We start from the raw sequence: 24126 nt of genomic DNA on the forward strand, positions 1-24126 counted from the left end.
CTAGTCATTCACCTTGAGTACGGCGAGGAAGGCGTCCTGGGGAATTTCTACCTTGCCCACCTGCTTCATACGTTTCTTGCCCGCCTTCTGCTTTTCCAACAGTTTCTTCTTACGCGTCATATCCCCCCCATAACACTTGGCGGTTACATTCTTGCGCAAGGCCTTAACGGTGGAGCGCGCCACCACTTGCCCACCGATGGCGGCTTGAATGGCGACGTCGAACATCTGCCGCGGAATCAACTCCTTCATCTTTTCGACCAAGGCACGGCCTCGGCCATGGGCATGATCACGGTGGATGATGACAGCCAGGGCATCCACCTTGTCGCCATTGATGAGCACGTCCAGACGAACCAGCTTGGCAGCCTGGAAACGCTCGAAGCTATAGTCGAGCGAGGCGTAACCACGGGAGATGGACTTGAGACGGTCGAAGAAATCCATGACCACTTCGCTCATCGGTAACTCATAGATGAGCTGAAGCTGACTGCCCAGGAATTGCATGTCGAGCTGATTGCCGCGCCGCAACTCGCACTCGGTAATCACGTTGCCCACGAACTCCTGCGGCACCAGCATGCTGGCGCGTACGATGGGCTCGCGCATTTCGTCGACATTGGCCATGTCCGGAAGCTTGGAAGGGTTGGAGACATACACCACCTCGCCATTGTCCATGGCCAACTCGTAGACGACCGTCGGCGCGGTGGTCAACAGATCCAGATCGTATTCGCGCTCGAGCCGCTCCTGGATGATTTCCATATGCAGCGTGCCCAGGAAGCCGACACGGAAGCCGAAACCCAGCGCATCAGAGTTTTCCGGCTCGTACGCCAGCGACGCATCGTTCAGCGCCAGCTTCTCGAGCGCATCGCGAAAGTCTTCATAATCGTCGGCACTGACCGGGAACATCCCCGCATAGACCTGCGGCTTGACCTTCTGGAACCCCGGCAGACGCGGTACATCAGGCGTCTTGGTGCGGGTAATCGTATCGCCGACGGGAGCGCCATGAATATCCTTGATGCCGGCCACGACGAATCCTACCTCGCCGGCACGCAGGACATTGGTCTGATGGCGCTTGGGTGTGAAAATACCGACTTCGTTGGCTTCCGAGTCGCGTCCGGTGGACTTCATGCGAATCTTGTCACCCTTCTTCAGGGTACCGTCGAAGATCCTGACCAGCGAAACCACGCCCAGGTAATTGTCGAACCAGGAATCGACGATCAGTGCCTGCAGCGGCCCCTCCGGGTCGCCTTTGGGGGGCGGCACATCGCGCACCAGGCGCTCGAGCAGCTCGGCCATGCCGATGCCCGTCTTGGCCGACACCTGACAGGCGTCCGTGGCGTCCAGACCGATGATTTCTTCTATTTCCTGAGCCACCTTCATCGGATCGGCCTGGGGAAGATCCATCTTGTTAAGGACCGGCAGCACCTCAAGACCCTGCTCAATGGCGGTATAGCAGTTGGCGACCGACTGCGCCTCGACCCCTTGGGCAGCATCCACGACCAACAGTGCGCCTTCACAGGCGTAGAGCGAGCGCGACACTTCATACGAGAAATCGACATGCCCGGGGGTATCGATGAAGTTGAGCTGGTAAGTCTGACCGTCCGGCGACTGATAATCGAGAGTGACGGACTGAGCCTTGATCGTGATACCGCGCTCGCGCTCGATATCCATCGAGTCGAGCACCTGCTCTTTCAGTTCACGCTCGGTCAAGCCTCCACAGAGTTGAATGATGCGATCCGCCAGTGTCGACTTGCCATGGTCAATATGCGCAATGATCGAAAAATTTCGGATGTGTTTGAGCTTTTCGCTACTTACGTCATGAGACATCGAGCTTGTTCCGGTCCATGCAGGCATCCAAAGATCAGCCAGGAAAAGCTTCTCCTCGGATGCGTAAAATTTGATTGTCGGCATTGTACCGGCATGGGGCTAGCAGGAACAGTAACTCCGCTGCGAAGGCTCCGGCACGCATCGCCTCATGCTACGCGTTCTCTTGGTTATCGATGTATCAACACCCGACAGACCTCTGGAACATAAAACGATTGCCCATAAAAACGGGGCCTTGAATAGGCCCCGTTTCGCTACTTGTAGGCTTTAATGCTTCACTCGGCTTCGGCTAAGCGCAGCGCCACGAACAAAGGCCGGCCATCACGGATGATGCGAACCGGAATGGCGCGATCCGCAGAGGCCTTGTCGATGGCGTCCATCAGATCTTCAGCGCTCTCGACCGGCTTCTGGTCGAAAGTCACGATGATATCACCGCTGGAGATACCGGACTTGGCCGCTGCGCCGCTTGGATCCACCTGGTTAACCAGAACGCCGGAGTCGATATCGAGCTGTTCGCGCTCCTGCTCGGTAAGATCGCGCACGGAGATGCCCAGGCGGGCCTGACTGCCTTGTTGCTCGGGAGTCGCGCTGCTCTGGCCCTGCTCTTCTGGCCAGTTGCCCACTTCCACCTCAAGCTGCTTCGACTCGCCGTTACGCATCAACCCGAGCTGGACTTCCTCGCCGGGACTGACCCGCCCGATCAGCCGGGGCAACGTCATAGACGACTCGACATCCTCACCATTGACGTTCAGGATCACATCGCCAGCTTGCAGCCCCGCCTGGGCCGCCGGGCTTTCTGGCGCCACGTCCGCTACCAGAGCCCCCCGCGCATTCTTGAGCCCGAACGATTCGGCGAGGTCCTGGGAGACCGGCTGAATGACCACCCCCAGCCAGCCGCGGCTGACCCGCCCTTCGGTACGCAACTGGTCGGCGATATTCATGGCGACGCTGATCGGGATGGCGAAAGAGAGCCCCATGAAACCACCGCTACGGGTGAAAATCTGCGAGTTGATCCCTACCACTTCGCCATCGAGATTGAAAAGCGGGCCGCCGGAGTTACCCGGATTGATAGCCACATCCGTCTGGATAAACGGTACGTAGGTGTCACTGGGCAGTGTGCGATTGATGGCACTGACGATGCCGGCAGTGACCGAGTGGTCAAAGCCGAACGGCGAACCGATGGCCGCGACCCACTCGCCGACTTCCAGCTCATCGGAATTCCCCAGCTTGAGCACCGGGAGGTCCTGAGCGTCGATCTTGAGCAAGGCCACGTCGGTTTTCTTGTCGGCGCCGATTAGCTCGGCCTGCAGTTCGCGATGATCATTGAGGCTAACCACGATTTCGTCCGCGCCGTCGACCACATGTGCATTGGTCATCACATAACCGTCTTCGCTGATGACGAAGCCAGACCCCAGTGAGTGGCGCTCCTCACTGCCCTGTCCCGGGCTTCCAGGCATCTGGGGAAATTGATCACCGAAGAAATGCCGAAAAATGTCGGGAATTTCCTGGCCCTGAGGTCCAAAGGGCGACGCACTACGCGCGGGAACGGCACGTGTCGTCGAAATGTTCACCACACCAGGCGCTGCCTGCTTAACCAACTGAGTAAAATCCGGCAGGTCACGCGCCTGAGCTACCTGGACCGCCAGGAAAGCCAGCATTGCCAACAGCCAGGGTGAAAATTGTCGTGTTATGCGTTCCATCTAAGGCTCCTGCTACAACACATGGATTCGTTGAAGTCATTTTTGCGCCGGCCTTCGTGGCAAATGTCACTCTACCAAACGCCACGTCGGTACCGACTCTGCCCAACGGCATGACTGCATGGGGCATTGAAGGAAAACGAAATGAAATTTCTCGCTTCTTGCACCGCTTCTCATTGATGCCTGAACGCGACAAGAGTTCATCCGTTTCGCCTGAATGCGTCAGTTCGTCGCAGCAACTTGGGCCGATAAAGCGTCCGGGAAGTCTCTCGACGGCTATGCCAGTACACGCCTAAAAATCCTATCCCCAACCCCAACGCGAAGCCGCCGGGCACCAGTAAGGTGCCTGACCCTGCCCAGCGCTCGGCAATGCCTCCCAGCAGAATCGCCACGAGCAGTGGCGCTCCGTAGAGCAATACGACCCCACGTAGGTACACGCGCTCCTCGACCCCCAGGGTGACATGATCACCCACGGCCAGAGGCGTATCACCGCAATCGATGGATAGACGATGCGCTTTGCGCCGCCATTGAGACAGGATGCCTTGGCCACACCCGGATCGGGCCTGGCACCCTTCACAACCGGAACGGCGCTGGGTTTCGATCCAGGCTTGACCATCGCGTACAGCCACGACGTGACCCTCCTGCTCCATCATCGGCGGGGTTTCCTGTTCTCGCGTCTCATTGGGCGCTGGCCGCATGCGTATCGGGCGATGACCACTCGACATGCATGGCAACACGGGCCAATACCTCTGCCGGCGCCTCGCCGAGGACCAGTATCTGCATGGCCCTCCCGCCCAGTGAGGCATGCCGAACGGCCGCCTGTGACACTCCGGAACGGTAAACGCCTGGGGCCAACACCGTGACTGCCGAGGAAATCGGCTCTACAAACAGACTGAAACTGTTCAGCCCATCGCTATACAGTCGATGCTCGATACGTGACTCACTGACACTCAGGTGCGAGGTGATCGGCTGAGCCTGATACCCTGGCGGTAGCCACGCCGGTTTCCAAGGAACCTCTGGCGCTTCTCGCACCGGCTCGAAGACAAGGTCACCGGAATAGAGACGCGGCGCCTCGAGATCGGTCATCTGGAAGGTTTCAAGCACTTGGCCGTCATTGCCGAGCAGTTGCTGCTTAAGTGGAAGTGCCGTCTCCTGGTCAAGCCACAGGCGATGGCCGAATCTCAGCTTGTCCAGTGGCACGATATCCAGGCGTTGCGTCGCACGCCCGGCGATACGCTCCTCACCGGCAAGCTGTAGACGGTAGTGCTCGCCGAGATGCGACATGATCACATCGGGGGACGCCGAGGGCTCAAGACCGCCCCCCTGGGACCAGGCGCCTCGACTCACACGTCCTCGCCGCTCATAGATGACCGGAGGGCCGTCGAGAAAGCGAGCCACTTCATATTCGATACCGTCTCGCACCTGATGGAAAAGCGCTACGGTTCTGACACCCTCATGGCTCAACCGTACACCACGCGCGCGAAAGATATAACAATGCCCGGCCCACAAACTTCGCTCTAGCCATGCTTTGGCACTGTCTGGCGCCTGCTTAGCGGTCAACTCGGTACAATTGTACCCCTGCTCTCCCGGAGCGTCTCCGCTAGACGCGGCATCCGCTGTCTGCCACGGAAACGCTGCCACCCACAAGGTGGCGACAAGCACCGGCAACATCAGCGTTGACTCGGCAACTCTTGACCCACATCGCCGTTGGCTCTCATCAAGGGCATCCAGGCGTCACCGGAGCGATAGGCTGCACCCTGGGCATGGCGATCGAGATAGGACTGCAGGGCGCGCGTCTGATCCATTTCCGCCTGTTGCGATTGACGCTGATTCGGCGACATGAAAAACGGCGCCTCGGCACCTACGGCCATCAACCCATCGGCAGCCGGCGCCTGAAACAACGGCAGATGCGACAGCGGCGCGGCCTGACTGTTGACCGGCATCGCCATGTCAGGATGATTTTCCTCTTTCAACCCGGCTAGCTCACCCCGGATGGAAGTCTCCTCCCCGCCCTCGTTGTAGAACCTGACCCCGCTGATCACCATCAAAGTGACCGCAGCGGCAATCGCGGCACTGCCGGCGAAGGAGAAAGGCATAGCACGCCTTGGCGCCGGGTGAGCCTCCGCTTCGGGAAGCGGCTCGGATGCGATCCGGGCCATGATTCCGGCCGACAGATCCACACTGACATCGGCTTCACGGTCACGCTGCATCATACTGCGCGCCAGATGGTAACGGCGCCACGTATCAGCCTCTTCGGGTGCGTCCCCGAGCGTCTTCAACGCGCGACGCAACTCGAGTTCGTCACCTTCATTGTCCATCAATGCAGACAACGATTCCCGCAGACTCTGATTCATTTTCATACCCTCACACTCGACAAGGCGGGTAGCCACACATTACGAGCAGCACGAAACTGCTTATTATTCGTTACCCGCTTGCCCCTACTGGCTGGGGCAAGCATCACGAGTCGGCGCCCCGCATACGCAACCAACCCAGAGGACCCATGCCACGGTCAAAGTTCACCTGTAACCGCAACCGGATCCCTCTATCCCACTGTTATGCTGAGACGTCCAAGATGTGTTTCAGTTCACTGCCAACTTCATTTCCGAGCATTTTCTTCACTCTTGGACGACATCTTCATCACGGCTAGTGCTCAATAAAGGCTGGATATGTCGGTCGACGGCTTCGCGGGCCCGAAAAATACGTGACCTCACCGTACCCACCGGGCACTGCATGATGCTGGCGATATCCTCATAGGAGAGCCCGTCGAATTCGCGCAACGTGATGGCGGTTCTGAGATCCTCGGGGAGATCCTCGATGGCCTGAAATACTGCCGCTTCGAGCTGATCCCGGGCGATGGAGGCCTCGGGAGTCTCGATGTCGGACAAACGACCGCTGTGGTCCAGGATTTCCGCATCGGCAATATCCAGGTCGCTACCCGGCGGACGACGTCCGCGCGATACCAGATGATTCTTGGCCGTATTGATGGCGATACGGTACATCCAGGTATAGAAAGCGCTTTCGGAACGAAATTTCCCCAGGGCACGATACGCCTTGATGAAAGCCTCTTGAGCCACGTCCTGGACTTCTGCATGATCGTGAACGTAACGCCCAATCAGTCCGAGGATGCGGTGCTGATATTTCTTCACCAACAGATCAAACGCTCGCGTGTCGCCTTTCTGGGCACGCTCGACGAGTTGCTGGTCGGTTTCCCCGGCGCCCATTCAGGCCCTCCCTTGTCGAGAGTAAATTGGTAACGGAGCCGAAAGGCTATTTCTGCCAAACGATGCCTGCTGCAGTGAAATCATAAAATTCAACCTGGGCCCGCGGGGCTATTAATTGCTCTGCTCGAGTATGTTCTGTCAGTTTCGAGACAGGCGTAGATCGTGAACGGCAATTCTCCAATGGCTACTTAGTGTTCATGTTTCTGGGCATCTCATCAAGACAAACCCGTATGGCTTAATGTCTTGCACCAGCCTGAGCAGGCTCGACGCCAGTTCAACATTGATTTTTCCATGGTTCACAAGCGATAGTAAGCGCACTTGTCACTACTCACCTGCCGCTTGCAGGAACACATAACAGGTAGCTGAATGTCTGAACAGCAGGTCAACAACCTTAACGTCCTGTCGCAGGATGTCCTAATCACGCCCGATACGCTCAAGCAGGACATCCCCCTGTCCGAAGCCGCCGAGAAGACGGTGATCAAGGGCCGCCATACCATACAGCAGATTCTTAATGGTGAAGATCCGCGGCTGCTGGTGGTCATTGGACCTTGCTCGATTCACGACACCGCCGCTGCGCGCGATTATGCGCAACGCCTGCGGCGCTTGGCCGACGAGGTCAAGGACAGCCTTTACGTCGTCATGCGCGTGTATTTCGAGAAACCGCGCACCACCGTCGGCTGGAAGGGATTGATCAACGATCCGCACATGGATGATTCCTTCGCCATCGAAGAAGGTCTGCATATCGCGCGGGGGCTTCTGGTCGAGCTGGCCGAGATGGGATTGCCGCTGGCGACGGAAGCCCTGGACCCCATATCGCCCCAATACATGCAGGACTGCATCAGCTGGTCGGCGATCGGCGCCCGTACCACCGAATCCCAGACCCACCGTGAAATGGCCTCTGGCCTGTCCTCTCCGGTAGGCTTCAAGAACGGCACCGACGGCAGTCTCGACGTAGCCGTGAATGCCCTGCAGTCGGTCGCCCATCCGCACAATTTTCTGGGCATCAACCAAGCCGGGCAGGTTGCCATCATTCGCACCCGCGGCAACGCCTATGGCCATGTCGTGTTACGGGGGGGCAACGGCAAGCCCAATTACGACAGCGTCAGCGTGGCGCTCGCCGAGCAGGAGCTGCACAAGGCCAAGATCAAGCCCAACATCATGATCGACTGCTCACACGCCAATTCCAACAAGGATCCGGCCCTGCAGCCGCTGGTCATGGAAAACGTCACCAACCAGATCATCGAGGGCAACCAGTCGATCATGGGATTGATGGTCGAGTCGCATATCGGCTGGGGCAACCAGAAAATTCCCGAGGATCATTCGCAACTCCAGTATGGCGTCTCGATCACCGATGCCTGCATTGACTGGGACGCGACCGAGCTAGCCATGCGCAAGATGTCGGACAAGCTGCGCCCGGTGCTGGCCGGACGCCGCCGCGACATTTGAGGTCTGCAGGGTACCGACGGAAAGGGCTCGTCACTTGACGAGCCCTTGTCGTTTCGACGCGTCTGTTCCCGCGCGGACCGGCGGCCTACTGGGCCTGACCGTCGATTTCGCGCCGGAAGGGTGGCAGGGAGTCGAGCAGCGCCCGCCCGTAGCGGCGCGTCAGCACGCGCCGGTCGAGTAGCGTGATCCGTCCCTGGTCGGCCTCCTTGCGGATCAGGCGCCCGCAGGCTTGTACTAGGCGCACCGAGGCATCGGGCACCGAAATCCGCATGAACGGATTGCCTCCCCGGCTTTCGATCCACTCCGCAAGCGTGGCTCCAACCGGGTCGTCGGGCACCGAGAACGGCAGCCGAGTAATCACCACATGCGTCAGATAATCGCCCGGTAGATCGATCCCTTCGGCAAAACTGGCCAGGCCGAAGATAATGCTGCCCTTGCCGGCATCCACCTGTGCTCGGTGACGCTCGATAAGCTCGCGCTTGGGCAAACGGTCCTGAGCCAGCACCTGCGCCTTGCGCGCTGAAGAAAGTCCCTCTTCCACCGCGCGCAGCTGCTTGCGCGAGGAAAACAACAGCAGTACCGCCTCCTTACCGTCCAGCCCTTCGACAAAATCGATGATCGCCTTTTCATGCGCTTCGCGATTTCCCGGATCGACCGCCTCACGAGGAACGCTCAGCACGGCACGCGAATAATCGAAGGGACTCGGCAAGCGCTGGTAGCGATAACGGTTGGCCAAGCCCGCACGCTCCTGAAGGCGCTCGAAGCGATTGAGCGCCGTCAAGGTGGCCGAGGTGATCACCGCACCATAGCAAGTTCCCCAGAGATGGCGCGCCAGGGTTTCGGCCGCCGATATCGGGCTCGCCGAGAATGTCAGCTCGCCCTCACCGGCGATCTGCTCGAAGGTCAGCCAACGCGCCTGGGGAGCCTCGCCTTCAGTATCCTGCGCGCCCATTGCCTGCCATAGCGCGTGGGCTTCCAGCGCCCTACCTTGCAGCAACGCCACCAGTGGCAGCCAGGGCTCGGCCTGCTCGCGAGGCAAGCCGGTGGCTTTGTCGGGATCCAGACTTTCGCGCAGGATGTCGGCCATCGTTTCCAGCGTGCGAGACAGCGCTGCGAACGCCACCACCAAGGCTCCCGACAATTCACGCAGCGCTTCGGGAATCCGCCCCATAGGGAAGCGATGATGCCGCGTCTCCTCGCCGGCCCCCTGGGCCAGTTCGGCCAGTTGATGCCCCATGCCATATGCATCGCCCAGACGCGGCTCAAGCGCAGCGATCAACTCGGGCAACCCACCCAGCAGGCGCGCCAGAGTCGGCTGCACGCCCAGCGCCGTATTCAGCTCGGTTAGCGATTTCTTAAGAGTGCGCAGCCAGCGCAGCGTGCCATTGACCGGGAGACGATGGTAAAAGTGCTCCAGCGCCTTGTCGGGCAGATGATGCCCCTCGTCGAAGACATAGATGCAGTCCTTGGGCGGAGGCAGCACCACCCCGCCGCCCAGCGACAAGTCGGCGAGCACCAGGTCATGGTTGGCGACGATGATATCGGCCTGTTCGAGATGACGGCGGGCTCGGAAAAAGGCACAGGCCCCGAAGTGCCCACAGCGGCGGTTGGTGCACTGCCGATGGTCCGTGGTCAGGCGTCGCCAGGTGCGGTCCTCAACGGACTGGGGCCAGCTGTCGCGATCGCCCTCCCAGCGCCCAGCCGCATAGGCATCAGCCATGTCGCGCACCAGCCCGTGAAAGTCATCGCCATCGCGGGATTCGATGGCCTGTTCGAACAGCGACAGGGTCGGATTCTCCTCCCCGCCGTCCAGCACCTGATCCAGTCGCGCCACGCACAGGTAACGCCCACGTCCCTTGGCCAGAGCATAGTCAAAGGACAAGCCACTATGCTTCTTGAGCGCCGGCAGATCCTGATGCAGTACCTGTTCCTGCAGCGCCACGGTCGCCGTGGATACCACTAGCCGCTTGCCGCGCGCCTTGGCCACCGGCAGGGCTGCCAACAGGTACGCCAGGGTCTTGCCGGTGCCGGTGCCCGCCTCGAGCACGCAGACGTGCTCATTGGACAGGCGGCGACCGGCATCGTCGGCTTCGATGCCGGCCAGGGTGCGGGCGATTTCGGCGATCATCAGCCGCTGGCCATATCGCGGCGTCAGCTCGAGGCCCTCGAGTACCCGACGATAAGCGTCCTGGATTTCGCCCTTCAGGGTCTCGTCGAGCATACTCGCTCCTTCACACAACCGCGCGGACTCGCTGCTTACAGCATTCCTTCAGGGGGATGCTCGCAAGGCAGCTTGCCGTTGATATAGGTTTCGATCTCGGGAAGGGAGAAGGCATCCTCCTCGCCGACAAAGCTGATCGAGACACCCTTGGCCCCCGCGCGGCCGGTACGGCCGATACGGTGAACGTAGTCTTCGGGGTCTTCGGGCAAGGTGTAGTTGATGACATGGCTCACATCTTCGATGTGAATCCCGCGGCCCGCCACATCGGTGGCCACCAGTACGGAAACGTCGCCTTCCCGAAAGCGTTCCAGCGTCTTGATACGCTGCCCCTGAGGGACATCACCGGAGAGCATGGCCACGTTGACACCCGCCTTGCGCAGCTCTTCGTCCAGCTTGCGCACCAGGTCGCGGCGGTTACCGAACACCATGACCCGCTCCATCGCTTCCTGCCTGACCAGATTGATCAGTAGCGTGAGCTTTTCATTGTCACTGACCAGATAGACACGCTGATCGATGTTGGCGGCGTTCTCGGTAGTGACTTCGATCTCGACGTGGGCCGGCTGGTGTGTCCACTGGCTGGCCAGGTTGAGGATGTCTTCGGTAAAGGTTGCCGAGAACAGGAAGGTCTGGCGTTCTTCGCTTTTCGGCGTATGGCGGATGATGCGCTTGACGTCCGGGATGAACCCCATCGACAGCATGCGATCCGCCTCGTCCAGCACCAGCACCTCGACCTGCGTCAGGTCCACGTCGCGCTTCTCGTGGAAATCCAGCAGCCGACCCGGCGTGGCCACCAGAATATCCAGCTTCCGGCTCAGGGCGTCACGCTGCTTCTGATAATCCATGCCCCCCACGGCACTGGCTACGCTCAGCGAGGTGAACCGGGCCAGCGCCTTGGCATCCTTTTCGATCTGCAGGGCCAGCTCACGCGTCGGCGCAATGATCAACGCACGCGGCGCTCCGTCTTTCTGCCCGTCCGGCGCCTTCTCTTCGAGAAAGTAGGCAAGAATCGAGATCAGGAACGCTGCGGTCTTGCCGGTCCCGGTCTGGGCCTTGCCGACGACATCGCCCCCCAACAGGGTATGGGACAGCGCCTCGGCCTGGATCGGCGTGCAGTACTCGAAGCCGAGCGCATGAATGGCACGCATCAGCGGCAGTGGCAGATCGAAATCGTGAAAGCGCCATTTTCCCGCCATGGGTGGCACTTGAAACTGGCGCAGATCCCAACTTGCCTGGGATTTACGCGGCTTGCGCCGGCGGCGTTTAGGCTTGCGATCCTGGGCCGGCACGGAGGTATTTTCCGACTCACTCATAGGCTTGTGTATCTATTCAATGTCCGTGTGGGTATGGAGAAAGAGGCGCGCCCGAGCCCACCCGCCGGGACGCGCAACCTGCCTGCTGCGAGAAGGCAGGAGACGGTAAGCCGCCTATTGTATCAGTCTTGGGCATCGGCGCGGCGAAAAAACCACTGCCGCCCTCGCCGCATACGGGTATGGGGTGGATGGCCGGGGCTGGTAGAATGGCCGGCAATCCCGCTGACGAAGGTTGTTGCCATGACTCGCAGAAAGAAAACCCGCTCGCTCGCCGACAAGGTGACGATCCGTACCGGTCGACGCAAGGATTACAAGAAATGGCGCCACGAGAATCCCGATGAGGTGACCTCCTCGCGCCGCTTCGTGCAGAAGAAGCGCCAGCAACGTAAGCTCCAGGCCGTGCGCAAGATGGCCCGCCAGCAACAGGGGCCGACGCTCGACCCGCGCTCGGCCCCCATTCGTCCGGACGACGAGAACGGAGCCTCATGATGCGTCTGGTGTCCTTCAACATCAATGGGCTGCGCGCGCGCCCCCACCAGCTGCAAGCGCTGGTCGAAACACATCGGCCCGATATCATCGGCCTTCAGGAAACCAAGGTTCAAGACAGCGAGTTTCCGCGTGAAAGCGTGGAATCGCTGGGCTATCACGTTTTCTATCATGGCCAGAAGGGACATTACGGCGTGGCCTTGCTGTGCCGCCAGGCGCCAGAGCAGGTTTTCTACGGTTTTCCCGACGATGGCGAAGAGGCTCAGAAGCGCATGATCGGCGCCCGCTTCGTAGGGGAGGATGGCGTTCCCCTGACGGTGTGGAACGGTTATTTTCCTCAAGGCGAGAACCTCGCCCACCCCACCAAGTTTCCCTACAAGCAACATTTCTATGCTCAGCTGATTCGCATGCTCGAGGAAGACCACGACCCGGCCGAACGCATCGCGGTGATGGGAGATTTCAACATCTCACCGCACGATATCGATATCGGCATCGGCGAGGCCAGCCGCAAGCGTTGGCTACGCGAAGGCAAGACCAGCTTTCAGCCGGTGGAGCGCGAATGGCTGTCCCGCATCATGCGCTGGGGCCTGCAGGACTGCTATCGACATTGTCACCCGGAAACCGATGATCGTTTCAGTTGGTTCGACTATCGCTCAAGAGGGTTTGAGCGCGACCCCAAACGCGGTTTGCGTATCGATTACATCCTCGTCAGTCAGGCGCTCGCCTCGCGCGTCAACGACGCCGGTATCGACTACGAACTGCGCAGCATGGAACGCCCGTCGGATCACGCCCCCGTCTGGGCCGAATTCTCGCTCTGAAGCGACTCCGGTTCCGAACGGCGCTCATCAAGAATCGTTAGCCACGTCTCTGCTTGAGCGACACCCGCATCACGGGCGGCGCTGAATGCTTGCCTTGCCGCCTGTGTATCGCCCTGCTCCAGCTGCGCCACGCCCTCCAGCAGCCGATTGCGCCCGTGAGTCTCGATGCCGGCTTCACGTGCTTGACGCAAGGCAGCGATCGCCCGTGTCCATCGCCCCCAGCCATACGCCAGCTCACCCAGTTGCTGCCAGTCCTTGGCCGCCTGAGTACGCTCCGCCAATGCCTGCCAAGCCTCCAGGGCCCGGACGTGATCACGCGCCGCCGTCCAGGCTTGGGCCAGCAGACGGGCATGCGCTTCATTATCTGCGAGGCGCCCGTCATCGAGTGCCTGCGCCAGATGTTCTGCGGCCCGCGCCGGGGTACCGCCCGCCAGATGCAACTGAATCAGTCGCTCAAGGTCCTCGTCATCGGTAAGGGCCCCTTTGCGCCAGCCGGCCTCCCATAGCGCTGCAGCCCGTCCGGGCACTTCCAAGCGCTGAGCGAGAGCCGCCGCACGCCGCCAGGTATCCGGATCGTCGGGTGCGCGCTCAAGCAAGCGGTCGAGCATACTCAGTGCCTGCTCGGAATCGCCAGCCCGCTGATAGAGGGATGCCGCCAACCGCAGTTGCGTATCGGTCAACGTCGAGGTGTTGCGTCGCGCCCTGTCCAGCCACTCCACGGCCGTGTCCCAATGCTCAAGCTGCCCCTGTATCTGGGCCATGAGCCACAGGGAGTCGGCATCGGGTCGACCTTGCGACAACCAATTTTCCAATAGTGTGGCCGCCTGGGCTGTCTGGCCGGCGCGTAGCCGCAACTGGGCTTCTTGATACAACCAACGCCGACGCAATTCGGCATCCACTCCGTCAATGTGGCGGGCTGTCTGCAGCAGATCCGCCGCCTCGCCCTCATTGGCGCGCCGCGCCTCGGCGGTTGCGGTGAGCTGCAGGAACAACGCTCGCGCCCAGCGATCCGCCGCATTACCCCCCTGCAGGCGCGCAGCCGCCCGGCGAGCCTGACTCGCCACCTCGGCATACTCCTCGTCCGCCAGACGCTCCTGCAAGCTTTCCAGCAGGCGCACCATGTCCGGCTTGAGCGCGGGACCGGTAGCCAGGACATTCGAGGCGAATCCCAAGCACAACGTCATGATCAGCGACACAACGAACAGACGCATAGCTATCCCCTTAGCTGGAACTCGAGGCGTTGCCGGGCTTCCCGGGGCGCGCTGGCCGTAGGAAATTGCCATTCGGCAATGGCGCGCAGTGCGGCTCGCTCGAAGACGTTACGTGGCTGGGCATCTACGACTCGCAGCGAATCGCGGTCGACGCGTCCATTCGGCTGAATGGTGAAACGCACCTCGACATACCCTTCCAACCCACGCCGCTGAGCCCGAGAGGGATACTCCGGCGGCACACGCACCGTCGGTTGCGGTGAGCTGACCGTCTCGGCAGGCGTGGTCGCGGGCGCCTGTGTCGCCTGGGGTGCGGTATCGGCGACCGATTCGCTAGGCGTCGGGGTCGGCGTAGGTTCCGGTTCCGGGGTTGGCTCCGGCTCAGGCTGGGGCTCGGGAACCGGCTCCGGTGTCGGCTGCTCGACAGCGAGCTCGGGCAGTTGCGTGTCCAGCGGAACTTCAGGCGTATCCAGCGGTGGCGCCTCGGGTTCGGGCAAGGCAATGAGCGTCTCTGCCTGCGGCGCCGGCATGGGAGCGGGCGGTGGCGGAGGCGGCGCTGCGGCAGGTGGCGTTGGCATCGCCTCGGCCGGTGCCGGCGCCTGCTCGGGCGCTTGCTGCTGAGGCGCCTCGACCATGGAAATCGACAACGGCACGACAATTTCCTGGTGCGTGTCCTCAGGTGGCGTGACCAATAACGCCAGCAGATAGAACAGCAACAAGGCCAGCAGCGCCCCTCCCAGGGAGCCTAGCAACATACGCATCAGCCGGCGCCTCGGCTGGCTGCGACGGCCACGTTGTCCACGCCGGCCTCACGGATGCGGTCCATCACTTCGATCAACAAACCCGTCGTCGAGCTGCGGTCCGCCTGAACGACGACGCCACCGTCATCGCTGACCAGTCTCGCCACTTCTCCCCCGATGCGATGGGCATCGACCGGTTGACCATTCACCCAGACCGAACCTTCGGAGGTGATGGCAACCATGACCTGGGCATCGGGGCGCGGTGAGGCCGACGCTGCCTCGGGCCGCTCGATTTCCACCCCGCTCTCCTTGATGAAGCTGGTCGTCACGATGAAGAAAATCAGCATGATGAAGACCACATCGAGCATTGGCGTGAGGTTGACCTCGGTCGCGTCATCGCTGGTATTCGAAAGTCGGCGCCTACGCATGAGCATCCTCCGCAGCGCGAGCCATGCGGTCATGCAGCCGCTGGTCCTCGCGCCGGATAACGTGTTCGAGACGGGTCGTGAACAGCAGGCCGACCACGGCGACCGCCATGCCGGCCAACGTCGGCAGGGTCGCGCGCGCCACGCCGTCCGCCATGGCGCGTGCCTGGTTGACATCCGTCAGGGTCAGGCTGTCGAAGACTTGGATCATGCCGGTTACGGTGCCCAGCAACCCCAGTAGCGGACACAGCCCCACCAGCAATTTGAGCCACGGCAACGGCATACGCAGCCGGGCCATCAACTCGCGCGTCCAGACTTCACGCAGCGTCAGCGCACTCCAGCTGGAATGCTCACTGCGCTTCACCCAACTGACAATCAGGGCACGACGCGCCCGGTGGTGAGTAAAGCGCCAGTACAGCCAACGCTCCAGCGCGATGCCGAACAGCACCACCGACACACCGGCGATAACGACGAGTACAGGGCCCCCGGCCTCGACCAGCCACATCACGGGATCAAGAATGAACGGCATGGCCCCGAGTCTCCGTGGTGACCGTTTGCGATTCGAGGTGCTCCGCCAGCACGGCACTGGCACGCCCTTCCAACAGCCCCACCAGTGCCCGGCTGCGACTCAACAGCGCGGTATGCGCGAACAGCAACGGCACGGCGGTGATCAGGCCCAGTACGGTCGTGACCAAGGCCTGGCTGATGCCACCGGCCATTAGCTTGGGATCGCCGGTGCCGAACACGGTAATCGACTGAAACGTCACGATCATGCCCGTCACGGTGCCCAGCAATCCCAGCAAGGGCGCAATGGCCGCCAGTAACTTGACCAGTGGCTGGCCACGTTCCAGTCTGGGCTGTTCGGCGAGTAGCGCCTCATCAAGGCGCGCCTCCAACGCCTCGGGAGCATGCTCACGACCAAGCGCAGAGAAGCGCTGCAGCACCCGCCCCAACGGATTATTATCACGCAGGGTCTCGGGCTGACGCAGTTGCTGATGCATGCGCCGGCTGACGACCAATAGATAGAGATACTGAGCCAGGGCTACCAGCAGACCCAGCACGCCCAGCGCGACCACGACGTAGCCGACGGCTCCGCCCTGATTGAAGCGCTCCCAGAGGCTGGGTTGCTGTGCCAAGGCATCCAGTACTGCGCCCTTGGTGGGATCAAACGTCACGACATCGCCCGTACCCTGCTGAAAATCCCGCAGGGCTTGCTCAGCTTGTGCGGGAGTATGTTCTGCCACTACCAGGCGCTCCTCCTCCCCGGACAGGCGCAGCAGATCGCCATTGCTAAACGCCAGGAAGTCACCCAGCCGAATCACCTCACGCTCTGCGATCTCACCGTCACTGCCCGCCACCGGCGCCGTAAAATGGACCTCCCGAGCGGTTTCGGCCACCAATGCCGCCAGGTTGTCACGCAGCGATGCCAGCGTTGCCACATCCAACAACCCCTGCTCGTCGAGCCGTTTTGGCAGCGTGGTCGGGGTCCCCACCGTGAGCCAGCTTTCGCCCAGATCGTCACGTAGCTCACCGGCGTAACGACGCGCCACGTCAAACACCCCTTCCAGATCACCGGCCTGTTCGGCGCGGCGTGCGCTCAGCGCCTCGAGCGACTGACGCTGCTCCTGCTGTTGAGCTTCGAGTCCCTCCCGGCGTTCGCGGGCGGCACTCAGACGCGCCTCGGCATCGGCTACCGCCGCCTGCAGGGCGGACTGGTCTTCAAGCAACCGCTCCAGGCGCTCTTGATCGCGGGCTTGTGCCGCCTGGCTATCGGCACGAAAGTCTTCAAGCAGCTCATCGAGTGGCGCCGCCTGGGCAAGACCCGCAGACATGCCCAGACACAGCACCGCAGCTCGCCTCCACGTCTTTAACTTCGGCAGACATAGCTTCATGACCGTGGCTCCTGCGTATCGGCGCTCGTCGAGGTGGCATTTTCCTGCGCCACCGATACCGGCAACGCGAGCAGTTCCGGCGCACGTTGATCCTGGGCGATGCGAATGCCCTTACGCAGCTCCGTCAATTGAGTGTCATTCAGCGGCTGCCAGTCATCCTGCGCCGTTTTCCAGACACCGCCCCGATGGCCATCGGGGGTCAGATAGTAGAGTCCCACCCGGCCGATGCGGAGATAATCCACTTCGAGAGTCTCGTCACCCTCCAGTACGCCTCGCCAGCTATCCATATCACGCCCGTAATCGAGCTCCGTGCGCCAGGCGGCAAACAGCCGGTCCCACTTGTCGGCCAGGCTCACTCCCTCATCGGTCAGCATCGTCTCCAGGCTTGCCACCCGTGCCAGACGCTCCTGGCGTAAAAACGGCATATCCGCTTCGATCAGGCGACGCAGCCGAGTGACCATGCTACGCATTAGCCTTGGAAGGGATTCCCGAGTCACTTCCAAATCATCCATGGCCTGCTCGCGCCGCGCCAGTGTCTCGGCCTGACGCTCGACCCGTGGGGCCAGTTCCTCGTTGTAGCTTTCCAGCCGCTGTGCCTCGCGCTCGGCCTCACGCAAACGCTCGAGGGCCTGGCGCGTCTCTTCGTCCGCGGCATCGATACGTTCCTGCAATGCGGCCTGCTCGCGCTGAGCCGACACGCTCTCGTCGCGCAAGGAATCCTGACCCCAGGAAGCCGACACCGGCAGGCATAATAGAAACAACAGCATCGCCCACCCGCGCATCAATACCGATGGCTGGTGGGGCATTTTCCACTGCGGGTTCTTACGCACCACGCTCTCCCATGTCCAGTTATGTTCTACCCGTTGACAAGCCCGGCATGTATCGACTCACGAAACGAAAACGGACCTACAAGCCATGCATGATGTGGCAGCTTGCATTCACCGGCCCTTTGAGCAGGCCTTAGCGTAGTAAACACGCACGCTAATACAAACAAGAACAATTATCAATAATGACGAAGGCCCGAGCACAAAAAAACCGGCCCGCAGCAGCGGACCGGTCGAGCCTTACCTCTCAAATAGGCAGCGAGAACTTTACAGCTTCTGCTCGAGCTCGGGCAGGATCTGGAACAGATCCCCGACCAGACCGTAGTCGGCGATCTGGAAGATCGGCGCTTCCTCGTCCTTGTTGATCGCCACGATCACCTTGGAGTCCTTCATCCCCGCCAGATGCTGGATCGCGCCGCTGATGCCCACCGCGATGTACAGCTCCGGGGCGACGATCTTGCCGGTCTGGCCGACCTGCATGTCGTTGGGCACGAATCCGGCGTCCACCGCGGCGCGCGAGGCGCCTACCGCGGCGCCGAGCTTGTCGGCGATACCGTCGAGCAGCCGGAAGTTGTCGCCGTTGCCCATGCCGCGCCCGCCGGAGATGACGATCTTGGCGCTGCCCAGGTCGGGGCGGTCGCTTTCGGCCAGCGCTTCCTTGACGAAGCTGGAACGGCCGCCGTCGGCGACGAAGTCGACCGCTTCGATGGCGGCGCTGCCGCCCTGCCCCACGCCGTCGAAGGCAGTGGTGCGCACGGTGAGCACCTTGAGCGGGTCGTCGCTCTTGACGGTGGCGATGGCGTTGCCGGCGTAGATCGGACGGCGGAAGGTGTCGGGACCTTCGACGCCGATGACGTCGGAGAGCTGCGAGACGTCTTTCAGCGCGGCCAGACGCGGCAGGACGTTCTTGCCGGTGGTGGAGGCGGCGGCCAGCACGTGACTGTAGTCGCCGGCGAGTTCGACCAGCAGGTCGGCCAGCGGCTCGGCGAGCTGGTGGGCGTAGACGGCGTTATCGGCCACGCGTACCCGGGCGACACCGTCGAGCCTGGCGGCGGCCTCGGCGACGCCGCCGACGTTGTCGCCGGCCACGAGCAGGTCGATGTCGCCGCCGATGGCCTGGGCGCAGGCGACGAGATGGGCGGTGGCGGCGGAGAGGTCGCCGCTCTGATGTTCGGCGAGAACCAGCAGACTCATACGATCACCTTGGCTTCGTTCTTGAGTTTGTCGACGAGCTCGTCCACGGAGCTGACCTTGATGCCGCCCTGGCGTTCGGCGGGCGGCTCGACCTTGACCAGTTGGACCCGCGAGCCGGTCTCGACGCCGTAGTCGGCGGGCGTCTTGACCTCGAGCGGCTTCTTCTTGGCCTTCATGATGTCGGGTAGCTTGGCGTAGCGCGGCTCGTTCAGGCGCAGGTCGGTGGTGACGATGGCCGGCAGGCCCAGCGCGATGGTCTGCAGGCCGCCGTCGATCTCGCGGGTGACGCTGGCCTTGTCGCCGTCGATCTCGATCAGCGAGGCGAAGGTGGCCTGGGGCAGCCCGGCGAGCGCGGCGAGCATCTGCCCGGTCTGGTTGTTGTCGGTGTCGATGGCCTGCTTGCCGAGGATCACCATCCCGGGCTGCTCCTCGTCGACCACGGCCTTGAGCAGCTTGGCCACGGCCAGCGACTCGACCCGGTCCTCGGTTTCGATGTGCAGGGCGCGGTCGGCGCCCAGGGCGAGCGCGGTGCGCAGCTGTTCCTGGGCGGCCTTGGGCCCGACGGTGGCGACCACTACCTCGGTGGCGATGCCCTTCTCCTTGAGGCGTACGGCTTCTTCGACGGCGATCTCGCAGAAGGGATTCATGGCCATCTTGACGTTGGCCAGGTCGACATCGGAGTGATCCGGCTTGACGCGGATCTTGACGTTGTAGTCAATGACGCGTTTGACCGCGACGAGGACTTTCATGGCGTTACCTTTTACTATTTTTCGCAATGAGGAACACAGTTTCGAATTAGGTAAAAAGTAAAATCATGCCCAATGAAGCGTCAAGCAATAACCCGCTGGCACGACCAAAGGTGTAGTTCAAACTGTCGCGAATGAACTCCTTGTGGCTAATCGGTTTAAGATAAGCAAAACGGCGTTTAATGTTGAGTTATGCTTTCGTGGCAGACTTGCATGGCGACTTCAGCCTCGGCCTTGCGCTTCTGTGGCAGAACCCGCTTCAATACCGTCGATCGCGGCTTCAGGAGTTGCCACTAGGTAGCTTCATCCTTTACATTCTGCTATGCGATATCACCTTCCACGAATGACGAAACAAGAGATTAGCCATGAATCTCAACTTCACTCCCGAGGAGCTGGCTTTCCGCGATGAAGTCCGGGCATTTCTGAAGAATCAGTTGCCGGACGATATCGCCGCGAAGGTCAAAGGGGGGCGCAAGCTCTCCAAGGAAGATCATCAGCGTTGGCAACAGATCCTGAGCAAGCAGGGCTGGTACGCAACTCACTGGCCGGTTGCGCATGGCGGCACCGAGTGGAGCGCTATTCAGAAGCATATCTTCGACGAAGAAAGCGCGAGTTTCGGCGCCCCTCGTACCATTCCGTTCGGCGTCAACATGGTGGCACCGGTCATCATCAAGTTCGGTAGTGAGGAGCAGAAACGCCATTACCTGCCCCGCATTCTCAATGGCGAGGACTGGTGGTGTCAGGGCTATTCCGAACCCGGCGCCGGCTCTGACCTGGCATCCGTCAAGACCCGGGCGGTACGTAATGGCGATCACTACGTCGTCAATGGCCAGAAGACCTGGACCACCCTGGGCCAGCACGCCAACATGATTTTCTGCCTGGTGCGCACGGATACCGAGGTGCAGCCCCAGCGTGGCATTTCATTCCTGCTCATCGACATGAACACCCCAGGCATTACCGTGCGCCCGATTATCACGCTGGATGGCGAGCATGAGGTCAACGAAGTGTTCTTCGATGACGTCAAGGTGCCGGTCGAGAATCTCGTGGGTGAAGAAAACAAGGGCTGGACCTACGCCAAGTATCTGCTCACGTATGAGCGCACCGGCCTGGCCGGCATCGGCGCGTCCAAAGCTGCCCTGGCCCACCTCAAGCAACTCGCCGGCCGTCAGCGCAAAAATGGCAAGCCGCTGCTGGAAGACGTCAGCTTTCGCCGCAGGATCGCACAACTCGAGATCGATCTCATGGCGGCGGAAACCAGCAACCTGCGGATCATCGCGGCCGTCGAGGGCGGCGGTGTCCCGGGTGCGGAAAGCTCGATGCTGAAGGTCAAGGGCACCGAGATCCGCCAGGCCATTACCGATCTGCTACGCCGTGCCATCGGCCCCTATGCCCAGCCGTTCCTCGAGGAGGAGCTAGAGCTCGATTACGACGGTGAGTACCTCTCCGACGAGTTTGCCGCGCCGCTGACCCCACACTACTTCAACATGCGTAAGCTCTCGATTTTTGGTGGGTCCAACGAGATCCAGAAGAATATCGTATCCAAGATGATCCTGGAGCTTTAGGAGACCGGCCATGGATTTCAAACTGACTGACGAGCAGCAGATGCTGCAAGAAACCGTATTACGTCTGGTACGCGACGAATACGAGTTCGAAAAGCGCGAAACCTATCGGCAATCTGAAGCCGGCTTCAGCGAAGCTTTCTGGCAGCAGTTGAGCGATCTGGGCCTGACCGCGATTCCTTTCGCCGAGGAGTACGGCGGCATCGGCGGTGGCGGCGTGGAAACCCAACTGGTCATGACCGAGCTGGGCCGCGGCCTGTGCCTCGAGCCGTACTTGCAGTCCATCGTCCTGGGTGGCGGGCTGATTACCCAACTGGGCAGCGACAGCCAGAAGCAAGAGCTGATTCCGCAAATCGCCGCCGGTGAACTCAAGATCGCGGTCGGCCTGCAAGAGCCGCAGAGCCACTACAATCTGGCGGATATCGTCACGCGCGCCGAGAAGACGGCGTCCGGCTATCGTTTGAACGGACGCAAGGCGGTAGTGATCGGAGGCCACGTCGCCGACAAGCTGATCGTCTCCGCCCGCACCCATGGCGAAGCCGGCGAGACACAGGGTATCAGCCTGTTTCTGGTCGACGCCGACGCCGCGGGCCTGGATAAGCGCATCTATCCGACCAATGATGGCTTCAAGGGCTGCGACCTGTGGCTCAATGACGTTGAAGTGGATACCAGCGCGCTGTTGGGGGAAGACGGTAACGCCTACCCAGGTATCGCCTACCAGGCAGGCCGCGCCATTGCCGCGCTGTGTGCGGAAGCCGTCGGCGCCATGGAGGAAACGGTCAAGCTCACCTTGGACTACCTCAAGACACGCAAGCAGTTCGGCGTGCCGATCGGCAAGTTTCAAGTACTTCAACACCGCATGGTGGATATGAGTTCCGAATTGGAACAAGCCCGTTCCATGGCGCTGGTGGCCGCCAATGTGGTGGACGAGGCAGATAGTGTCGAACGTCAACGCGTCCTCTCCGCCGCAAAGAATGTGATCGGTCGCGCTGGGCAGTATGTGGCGGAACAGGCTATTCAGCTACATGGCGGAATCGGCATGACCTGGGAATACAATCTCGCCCACTATGCCAAGCGCTTGGTACTGATCAATCATCAACTGGGGGATGACGACCATCACCTGGAAGTGTTCAGCGAATTGATGGACAACGTCTGATTCCTTCCCTGCAAGCATCGTTCACCGCCGATGCTCTCTCTTGCTCGCCAGTACTGTCATCTCAGACTGGCGACATTTTTATTTATGCTTTGTATCGGGTAAACCCGACCGTTACGGCATGCCTCTTGGTAAAGACTATAAAGACAAACGCCAGCCAACTCTCGTTGGCTGGCGTTAAACAACTTGAAATCAACCAAGATCAGTTGGTCTCGACGGTCTTCTGAACGATTTCGCCATCTTCAACCACGGCCATGGTGGTGTTGGTAATGAAACCACCGTCTTCGGTCACGCCCTGAACGTCATAAACGTTGTACTGCGGATCCATCTCGGCCAGAGCCTCGTCTATGTGGCTGCGGATCTGCTGCGGCTCGGTGCTACCGGCCAGCTCCATGGCCTTGACCAACGCATGCAGTGCCAGATAGTTGTAGGCCGCCTCGGAACCCGGCATCTTGTCATGCTCAGCCTGATAGCGTTCGATAAAATTCTGTGCCGTTTCGGTATTGTAGGCGGATAGCGGGACGACCCCGATCGCCCCTTCGAGCATGTCGAGCCCGCCTGCGACTTCAGCCACTTCATCGAGCTTGGCCTGATCCATCAGGATGAACTCCCCCTGAAAGCCCAACTGGCGCGCCTGCTGGGTGACGAGGCCGGTCGGCTCGGAAGCGCCGCCTACGAACATCACATCAGGGTTGGAGGCCAGGACACGGCTGACACCGGTATAAAAGTCGGCGGACTTGTTGTAATCCATCGGGTTAAGCGCGACGACCTCACCACCCTTTTCCTTCCAGCTGTCTATCAACATGTCGGTCCAGATCTTGGCATATTCATGCGTAGCACCGGCAACGCCGAGCTTCTTGCCGTAATGCTCCAGAGCATAGTCGGAGAAGGCATCGACATAGCCCGTAAACGTCGGCGGAATACGCAGCGTCAGCGGGTTGCCGCGTTTGGTTACCGACGGCACGCTGGTATACGCCATGATCAGAAAATCGTCGTTGACATTGAAGTCCTGCAGGGCAAAGACCCCACCGGTATGTGGCACGAAAACGGCGGTGACATTGGATTCCTGCACCAAGCGTTTGGCATTGGTCGCCGCCTGACTCGGCGAATACTTGTCGTCCAGCGTCACCAGATTGATCTTGTAGGTTTCATCATCAATGGTGAAACCGCCGGCCTCGTTGACTTCATCCACCGCCATGCGCAACCCCGACAGGGTGTTTTCCCCGTATAACGCGGCGCCACCACTGAGCGGCCCGGTGAAACCGATGTTGAGCGTCTCTTCAGCATGGGCGCCTGCACTCTGCATCAGCGCCAAGGCGGTAGCTGCGGTGACTCCGAGCGTTTTTAGCGTTTTCATTGTTGTCGTCTCCT

Annotated in this window: 22 protein-coding genes; 5 read left to right on the forward strand and 17 right to left on the reverse strand. The window is 60.9% G+C overall.

Annotated features, from left to right (window positions below; all coding sequences use genetic code 11):
* The 6 genes from lepA to rpoE form a co-directional block, all read right to left on the reverse strand.
* Nucleotides 1–1818: a translation elongation factor 4 gene (gene lepA, locus ACW4DH_RS00160; protein WP_459634326.1), complete on the reverse strand. Its 1818-nt coding sequence runs from the start codon at nucleotides 1816–1818 to the stop codon at nucleotides 1–3.
* 272 nt (nucleotides 1819–2090) lie between these two features.
* Nucleotides 2091–3515, reverse strand: a complete 1425-nt coding sequence (locus ACW4DH_RS00165) for a DegQ family serine endoprotease (RefSeq protein WP_459634327.1) — start codon at nucleotides 3513–3515, stop codon at nucleotides 2091–2093.
* 197 nt (nucleotides 3516–3712) lie between these two features.
* Complete coding sequence (locus ACW4DH_RS00170; protein WP_459634328.1) at nucleotides 3713–4165, reverse strand: SoxR reducing system RseC family protein; 453 nt, start codon at nucleotides 4163–4165, stop codon at nucleotides 3713–3715.
* 25 nt (nucleotides 4166–4190) lie between these two features.
* On the reverse strand, nucleotides 4191–5174 hold the full coding sequence (locus tag ACW4DH_RS00175) for a MucB/RseB C-terminal domain-containing protein (protein WP_459634916.1): 984 nt from the start codon (nucleotides 5172–5174) through the stop codon (nucleotides 4191–4193).
* A gap of 8 nt (nucleotides 5175–5182) precedes the next feature.
* Nucleotides 5183–5866 (reverse strand): sigma-E factor negative regulatory protein, encoded by a 684-nt coding sequence (locus tag ACW4DH_RS00180; RefSeq protein WP_459634329.1) that lies wholly within the window; start codon nucleotides 5864–5866, stop codon nucleotides 5183–5185.
* Nucleotides 5867–6127: 261 nt separating this feature from the next.
* Complete coding sequence (rpoE, locus tag ACW4DH_RS00185; RefSeq protein ID WP_459634330.1) at nucleotides 6128–6733, reverse strand: RNA polymerase sigma factor RpoE; 606 nt, start codon at nucleotides 6731–6733, stop codon at nucleotides 6128–6130.
* A gap of 366 nt (nucleotides 6734–7099) precedes the next feature.
* Here rpoE and ACW4DH_RS00190 point away from each other — a divergent pair, with 366 nt between their 5' ends.
* Complete coding sequence (locus tag ACW4DH_RS00190; RefSeq protein ID WP_459634331.1) at nucleotides 7100–8179, forward strand: 3-deoxy-7-phosphoheptulonate synthase; 1080 nt, start codon at nucleotides 7100–7102, stop codon at nucleotides 8177–8179.
* Nucleotides 8180–8264: 85 nt separating this feature from the next.
* On the opposite strand, the gene dinG is transcribed toward ACW4DH_RS00190, so the two are convergent.
* The gene (dinG, locus tag ACW4DH_RS00195) at nucleotides 8265–10400 is read right to left on the reverse strand and encodes an ATP-dependent DNA helicase DinG (RefSeq protein WP_459634332.1); all 2136 of its coding nucleotides are present in this window, start codon (nucleotides 10398–10400) and stop codon (nucleotides 8265–8267) included.
* Nucleotides 10401–10435: 35 nt separating this feature from the next.
* Nucleotides 10436–11710: an ATP-dependent RNA helicase RhlB gene (rhlB, locus tag ACW4DH_RS00200; RefSeq protein ID WP_459634333.1), complete on the reverse strand. Its 1275-nt coding sequence runs from the start codon at nucleotides 11708–11710 to the stop codon at nucleotides 10436–10438.
* A 240-nt stretch (nucleotides 11711–11950) separates the two neighbouring features.
* Here rhlB and ACW4DH_RS00205 point away from each other — a divergent pair, with 240 nt between their 5' ends.
* On the forward strand, nucleotides 11951–12199 hold the full coding sequence (locus ACW4DH_RS00205; RefSeq protein WP_459634334.1) for a hypothetical protein: 249 nt from the start codon (nucleotides 11951–11953) through the stop codon (nucleotides 12197–12199).
* Complete coding sequence (xthA, locus tag ACW4DH_RS00210) at nucleotides 12199–13014, forward strand: exodeoxyribonuclease III (protein ID WP_459634917.1); 816 nt, start codon at nucleotides 12199–12201, stop codon at nucleotides 13012–13014. The genes ACW4DH_RS00205 and xthA overlap by 1 nt, the downstream gene beginning before the upstream one ends.
* On the opposite strand, the gene ACW4DH_RS00215 is transcribed toward xthA, so the two are convergent.
* The 8 genes from ACW4DH_RS00215 to ACW4DH_RS00250 form a co-directional block, all read right to left on the reverse strand.
* A complete protein-coding gene (locus ACW4DH_RS00215; protein ID WP_459634335.1) occupies nucleotides 12981–14225 on the reverse strand; it encodes a tetratricopeptide repeat protein in 1245 nt (414 codons plus the stop codon). The two genes, xthA and ACW4DH_RS00215, sit on opposite strands and share 34 nt — an antisense overlap.
* 2 nt (nucleotides 14226–14227) lie before the next feature.
* Complete coding sequence (locus ACW4DH_RS00220; protein WP_459634336.1) at nucleotides 14228–14983, reverse strand: energy transducer TonB; 756 nt, start codon at nucleotides 14981–14983, stop codon at nucleotides 14228–14230.
* Nucleotides 14983–15390 carry an ExbD/TolR family protein gene (locus tag ACW4DH_RS00225; protein ID WP_459634337.1) on the reverse strand — a complete coding sequence of 136 codons (408 nt, stop codon included), beginning with the start codon at nucleotides 15388–15390 and terminating at the stop codon, nucleotides 14983–14985. The genes ACW4DH_RS00220 and ACW4DH_RS00225 overlap by 1 nt, the downstream gene beginning before the upstream one ends.
* Nucleotides 15383–15916 carry a MotA/TolQ/ExbB proton channel family protein gene (locus ACW4DH_RS00230; protein WP_459634338.1) on the reverse strand — a complete coding sequence of 178 codons (534 nt, stop codon included), beginning with the start codon at nucleotides 15914–15916 and terminating at the stop codon, nucleotides 15383–15385. Before ACW4DH_RS00230 ends, ACW4DH_RS00225 begins: the two co-directional genes overlap by 8 nt.
* A complete protein-coding gene (locus tag ACW4DH_RS00235; protein ID WP_459634339.1) occupies nucleotides 15900–17219 on the reverse strand; it encodes a MotA/TolQ/ExbB proton channel family protein in 1320 nt (439 codons plus the stop codon). Before ACW4DH_RS00235 ends, ACW4DH_RS00230 begins: the two co-directional genes overlap by 17 nt.
* A gap of 56 nt (nucleotides 17220–17275) precedes the next feature.
* Nucleotides 17276–18109 carry a DUF3450 domain-containing protein gene (locus ACW4DH_RS00240; RefSeq protein ID WP_459634340.1) on the reverse strand — a complete coding sequence of 278 codons (834 nt, stop codon included), beginning with the start codon at nucleotides 18107–18109 and terminating at the stop codon, nucleotides 17276–17278.
* A gap of 261 nt (nucleotides 18110–18370) precedes the next feature.
* Entirely contained in the window at nucleotides 18371–19297 is a 927-nt protein-coding gene (locus tag ACW4DH_RS00245; protein ID WP_459634341.1) for an electron transfer flavoprotein subunit alpha/FixB family protein, read from the reverse strand.
* Complete coding sequence (locus tag ACW4DH_RS00250) at nucleotides 19294–20046, reverse strand: electron transfer flavoprotein subunit beta/FixA family protein (RefSeq protein ID WP_459634342.1); 753 nt, start codon at nucleotides 20044–20046, stop codon at nucleotides 19294–19296. The genes ACW4DH_RS00245 and ACW4DH_RS00250 overlap by 4 nt, the downstream gene beginning before the upstream one ends.
* A 362-nt stretch (nucleotides 20047–20408) precedes the next feature.
* Here ACW4DH_RS00250 and ACW4DH_RS00255 point away from each other — a divergent pair, with 362 nt between their 5' ends.
* Both ACW4DH_RS00255 and ACW4DH_RS00260 read left to right on the forward strand, forming a co-directional pair.
* On the forward strand, nucleotides 20409–21605 hold the full coding sequence (locus ACW4DH_RS00255; protein ID WP_459634343.1) for an acyl-CoA dehydrogenase family protein: 1197 nt from the start codon (nucleotides 20409–20411) through the stop codon (nucleotides 21603–21605).
* 10 nt (nucleotides 21606–21615) lie between these two features.
* Nucleotides 21616–22758, forward strand: a complete 1143-nt coding sequence (locus ACW4DH_RS00260; protein WP_459634344.1) for an acyl-CoA dehydrogenase family protein — start codon at nucleotides 21616–21618, stop codon at nucleotides 22756–22758.
* Between the two features lie 199 nt (nucleotides 22759–22957).
* Here ACW4DH_RS00260 and ACW4DH_RS00265 read toward each other — a convergent pair whose 3' ends face one another.
* Entirely contained in the window at nucleotides 22958–24112 is a 1155-nt protein-coding gene (locus tag ACW4DH_RS00265) for an ABC transporter substrate-binding protein (protein WP_459634345.1), read from the reverse strand.
* Nucleotides 24113–24126 lie beyond the last annotated feature (14 nt).

Source organism: Halomonas sp. WWR20 (assembly GCF_054602495.1).

Excerpts from the sequence above, each read along its gene's own strand:
- lepA (WP_459634326.1), bottom strand. The coding sequence starts at position 1,818 with ATGTCTCATGACGTAAGTAGCGAAAAGCTCAAACACATCCGAAATTTT.
- ACW4DH_RS00165 (WP_459634327.1), bottom strand. The coding sequence starts at position 3,515 with ATGGAACGCATAACACGACAATTTTCACCCTGGCTGTTGGCAATGCTG.
- ACW4DH_RS00170 (WP_459634328.1), bottom strand. The coding sequence starts at position 4,165 with ATGATGGAGCAGGAGGGTCACGTCGTGGCTGTACGCGATGGTCAAGCC.
- ACW4DH_RS00180 (WP_459634329.1), bottom strand. The coding sequence starts at position 5,866 with ATGAATCAGAGTCTGCGGGAATCGTTGTCTGCATTGATGGACAATGAA.
- rpoE (WP_459634330.1), bottom strand. The coding sequence starts at position 6,733 with ATGGGCGCCGGGGAAACCGACCAGCAACTCGTCGAGCGTGCCCAGAAA.
- ACW4DH_RS00190 (WP_459634331.1), top strand. The coding sequence starts at position 7,100 with ATGTCTGAACAGCAGGTCAACAACCTTAACGTCCTGTCGCAGGATGTC.
- dinG (WP_459634332.1), bottom strand. The coding sequence starts at position 10,400 with ATGCTCGACGAGACCCTGAAGGGCGAAATCCAGGACGCTTATCGTCGG.
- rhlB (WP_459634333.1), bottom strand. The coding sequence starts at position 11,710 with ATGAGTGAGTCGGAAAATACCTCCGTGCCGGCCCAGGATCGCAAGCCT.
- ACW4DH_RS00205 (WP_459634334.1), top strand. The coding sequence starts at position 11,951 with ATGACTCGCAGAAAGAAAACCCGCTCGCTCGCCGACAAGGTGACGATC.
- xthA (WP_459634917.1), top strand. The coding sequence starts at position 12,199 with ATGCGTCTGGTGTCCTTCAACATCAATGGGCTGCGCGCGCGCCCCCAC.
- ACW4DH_RS00215 (WP_459634335.1), bottom strand. The coding sequence starts at position 14,225 with ATGCGTCTGTTCGTTGTGTCGCTGATCATGACGTTGTGCTTGGGATTC.
- ACW4DH_RS00220 (WP_459634336.1), bottom strand. The coding sequence starts at position 14,983 with ATGCGTATGTTGCTAGGCTCCCTGGGAGGGGCGCTGCTGGCCTTGTTG.
- ACW4DH_RS00225 (WP_459634337.1), bottom strand. The coding sequence starts at position 15,390 with ATGCGTAGGCGCCGACTTTCGAATACCAGCGATGACGCGACCGAGGTC.
- ACW4DH_RS00230 (WP_459634338.1), bottom strand. The coding sequence starts at position 15,916 with ATGCCGTTCATTCTTGATCCCGTGATGTGGCTGGTCGAGGCCGGGGGC.
- ACW4DH_RS00235 (WP_459634339.1), bottom strand. The coding sequence starts at position 17,219 with ATGTCTGCGGGTCTTGCCCAGGCGGCGCCACTCGATGAGCTGCTTGAA.
- ACW4DH_RS00245 (WP_459634341.1), bottom strand. The coding sequence starts at position 19,297 with ATGAGTCTGCTGGTTCTCGCCGAACATCAGAGCGGCGACCTCTCCGCC.
- ACW4DH_RS00250 (WP_459634342.1), bottom strand. The coding sequence starts at position 20,046 with ATGAAAGTCCTCGTCGCGGTCAAACGCGTCATTGACTACAACGTCAAG.
- ACW4DH_RS00255 (WP_459634343.1), top strand. The coding sequence starts at position 20,409 with ATGAATCTCAACTTCACTCCCGAGGAGCTGGCTTTCCGCGATGAAGTC.
- ACW4DH_RS00260 (WP_459634344.1), top strand. The coding sequence starts at position 21,616 with ATGGATTTCAAACTGACTGACGAGCAGCAGATGCTGCAAGAAACCGTA.
- ACW4DH_RS00265 (WP_459634345.1), bottom strand. The coding sequence starts at position 24,112 with ATGAAAACGCTAAAAACGCTCGGAGTCACCGCAGCTACCGCCTTGGCG.